Annotated in this window: 3 protein-coding genes; all 3 read left to right on the top strand. The window is 67.5% G+C overall.

The annotated features are described in order from the left end of the window. Nucleotides 1–892: pre-mycofactocin synthase MftD (gene mftD / locus IRZ30_RS16705; protein WP_294086810.1), on the top strand; the 892-nt coding region annotated here is incomplete at its 5' end. A 278-nt stretch (nucleotides 893–1,170) separates the two neighbouring features. Then, nucleotides 1,171–2,286 (top strand): NDMA-dependent alcohol dehydrogenase, encoded by a 1,116-nt coding sequence (locus IRZ30_RS16700; RefSeq protein WP_294086808.1) that lies wholly within the window; start codon nucleotides 1,171–1,173, stop codon nucleotides 2,284–2,286. A 177-nt stretch (nucleotides 2,287–2,463) separates the two neighbouring features. Next, the coding region (locus IRZ30_RS16695) for a MoxR family ATPase (RefSeq protein WP_294086806.1) at nucleotides 2,464–3,172 on the top strand (709 nt) is incomplete at its 3' end.

The following is a 3,172-nucleotide window of genomic DNA, read 5'->3' as shown; positions in this document are numbered from 1 at the left end:
CAGCAAGCCGATCGAGGAGGTCGTGGCGGCCAACCCGCGGACGTTCTTCCAGATCTACTGGCTGGGCAGCCGCGACGACATGCTCCACTACCTCGACCGAGCCAAGCGGGCCGGCGCCAAGGGCCTGATCGTGACGCTCGACTGGTCGTTCGACACGCGGCGCGACTGGGGGAGCCCGTGGATTCCGGAGCGGCTCAACCTGGAGGCGCTGCTGCGGTACGCCCCGCAGGGCATCACCCACCCGCGCTGGACCCTGTCCTTCCTCCGCCGCGGCGGGCTACCGGACCTGACGGTCCCGAACCTCGCCCTGCCCGGAAAGCCCGCGCCTACCTTCTTCGGTGCCTACGCGACCTGGATGCAGACGCCGCTCCCGACCTGGGAGGACATCGCTTGGCTGCGCAAGCAGTGGGACGGGCCGTTCATCATCAAGGGCGTCATGCTCCCCGAGGATGCCCGGCGCGCGGTGGAGATCGGCGCGGACGCCATCTCCGTCTCCAACCATGGGGGCAACACTCTCGACGGCACGCCCGCGTCGATCCGCGCGCTGCCTGCCATCGTGGAGGCCGTCGGCGACCAGATCGAGGTGCTGCTCGACGGCGGGATCCGGCGCGGCAGCGACGTGGTCAAGGCGCTCGCGCTGGGTGCGCGGGCGGTCATGATCGGGCGTGCTTACCTCTGGGGGTTGGCGGCCAACGGCGAGGCCGGGGTGCGCAACGTCCTCGACATCCTGCGCAACGGGATCGACACGACGCTCATCGGCATCGGGCGGGCTTCGGTCCGTGACCTGGACCCCGACGTGTTGTACATCCCGCCGGATTTCACCCGGGGCCTGTCGCCCGAGCAGGCGCGGCAGCGTGCCCAGCGCGCCGGGATCGCGCCCGAGCCGTCCTGACCGGCTGACTGCGCACGACCTCTCGATGAGCGCCGGCATCTTGCCGCCTCGCGTTCCTCACACTCGTGGACGAGGGGACCGGCGAGATGCCGGCTTTTCCACGGCACCAAGCCGGCGTCCGTAGGACGCCGAGTGTGGTTTCTGCTGGCCTGCTTCGCGTGATGGACGCGGCTTGACGCTTTTCCAGGTTCTTCCTATACTGCCCTCGTACCGTCCAGTGTAATAGTGGGACCACTGTCTCCTACGGGAGATGGGAGTCGGAGGCGAGGGAGGCTGCCATGAAGACTCGTGCCGCGGTCCTGTACGGCCTTAACGAGCCGTTTCGGGTCGAGGAGATCGAGCTGGACGATCCCAAGGAGGGAGAAGTTCTCGTCCGCCTCGTCGCAACCGGCCTCTGCCACTCGGACTGGCACCTCGTTACCGGGGATATCCCGATGAACTTCCCCGTCGTCGGCGGCCATGAGGGCGCAGGCGTTGTGGAGAAGGTCGGACCCGGCGTGACGGACGTCAAGCCCGGTGACCATGTCATCCTGACGTTCATCCCGTCCTGTGGGAAGTGCCGCTGGTGCACGTCGGGTCTGACGATGCTGTGCGATCTCGGCGCACACATCGCCCAGGGGCAGCAGCTCGACGGCACCTTCCGCATGCACACCAAGGACGGCGAGGGCATCGGGCAGATGTGCTTACTCGGCACCTTCAGCGAGTGGACGGTGTGCCCCGCTGCATCGGTCATTCCGGTCTCGAAGGATCTGCCGTTGGACAAGCTCTGCCTGGTCGCCTGCGGCGTGCCCACCGGCTTCGGTGCTGCCATCAACCGGGCCGATGTCCAGCCGGGTGAGACAGTCGTCATCTTCGGCATCGGCGGCGTCGGCATCAACGCTGTGCAGGGTGCGGCGGTCAAGGGCGCGTCCAAGGTCATCGCGGTTGACCCGGTCGACTTCAAGCTCGAGATGGCCGAGGAGATGGGCGCGACCCACACGATCAACAACAGCAAGGAAGACGCGGTCGCCCGTATTATGGAGCTCACCAACGGTGTCGGCGCCGACAAGGCGATTGTCACCGTTGGTGTGGTGACGCCGGAAGACGTCGGTACCGCCTTCAAGGCGACGCGGAAGGGTGGCCGGACTGTGGTCGTCGGCGTCGCTCCCGCCGACGCGGATCACATTAATGTGCCGCCGCACGAGTTGGTCCTATTCCAGAAGGAAGTGCTCGGGTGTCTATTCGGCACCACCAACATGCGGGCAGAGCTGCCGAAGTACATCGAGCTCTACCGGTCGGGGATGCTCAAGATTGACGAGCTGATTACCAAGACCTACACCCTTGACCAGATCAACGAGGCCTATCAGGACATGCTTGAGGGCCGCAACATCCGTGGTGTGATCCGCTACCAGTAGGGTCGTGGACGCCGGTCGGCTGGACCTGTGGCACTGCCCCTCTGGGGTGCACGGTCCGCCGACCGACGAAAGACGCCCTCAGACAGCGGAGACTGCCGGGAGATGGCGCATCTCCCGGCACCGTCCGAGTCGGGCCGGTGCGCGTGAAGCGGGCGGCGCCCAGGGGTCGGAAACGCCATGGACATCCAGCGGCTGTATGCCAGGATCGAGCAGGAGATCGTCGGGCGCGATCTGCTGCTGGAGGGGCCGCCGGGCACCAGCAAGTCGACCATCCTCCGCGTGATCACGGCGGCCGACCAGATCCCGCTCCACTTCGTCGAGGGGAATGCCGACCTGACGCCCGCCAAGCTGGTCGGCCACCATGCTCCCTCGCGCGTCCTCCAGGACGACTTCACCGCCGACACCTTTGTCCACGGCCCGCTGCCCCTGGCGATGCGCGACGGTGGCTTCCTCTATATTGAGGAGTTCAACCGCGTGCCGGAGGACACGCTGAACACCCTGCTGGCGGCCATGGCCGAGCGGGAGATCACCATCCCGCGCGTCGGAACCGTCCAGGCAGCCCCCGGCTTCCGGGTCATCGCGGCCATGAACCCGTTCGACAACATCGGGACCGGCCGGCTCAGCGGTGCGGTGGCCGACCGGCTCTGCCGCGTCCGGCTCGACTACCAGACTGCCGCCGAGGAGCGGGAGATCGTGGCCCGCCGCACTGGTAGTCGCGATCCGTGGCTGGTGGCGTTCGCCGTGGAGGTCGTCCGGCGAACCCGCCAGCACCCCGACCTGCGGATGGGCGCCTCGGTCCGCGGTGCGATCGACTTCGTGCTGATCGGCGAGCGCCTGGCCGAACTGCGGCGTATCACCCTCGCTGCCGCCGGCCACGACCCGGAGG

Origin of the sequence: Sphaerobacter sp., from assembly GCF_019683595.1 — a bacterium.
Classification (GTDB): Bacteria; Chloroflexota; Chloroflexia; order Thermomicrobiales; family Thermomicrobiaceae; genus Sphaerobacter.
Note: the sequence above shows the minus strand (reverse complement) of the source record. Positions and strands in the feature narration are given on the sequence as shown.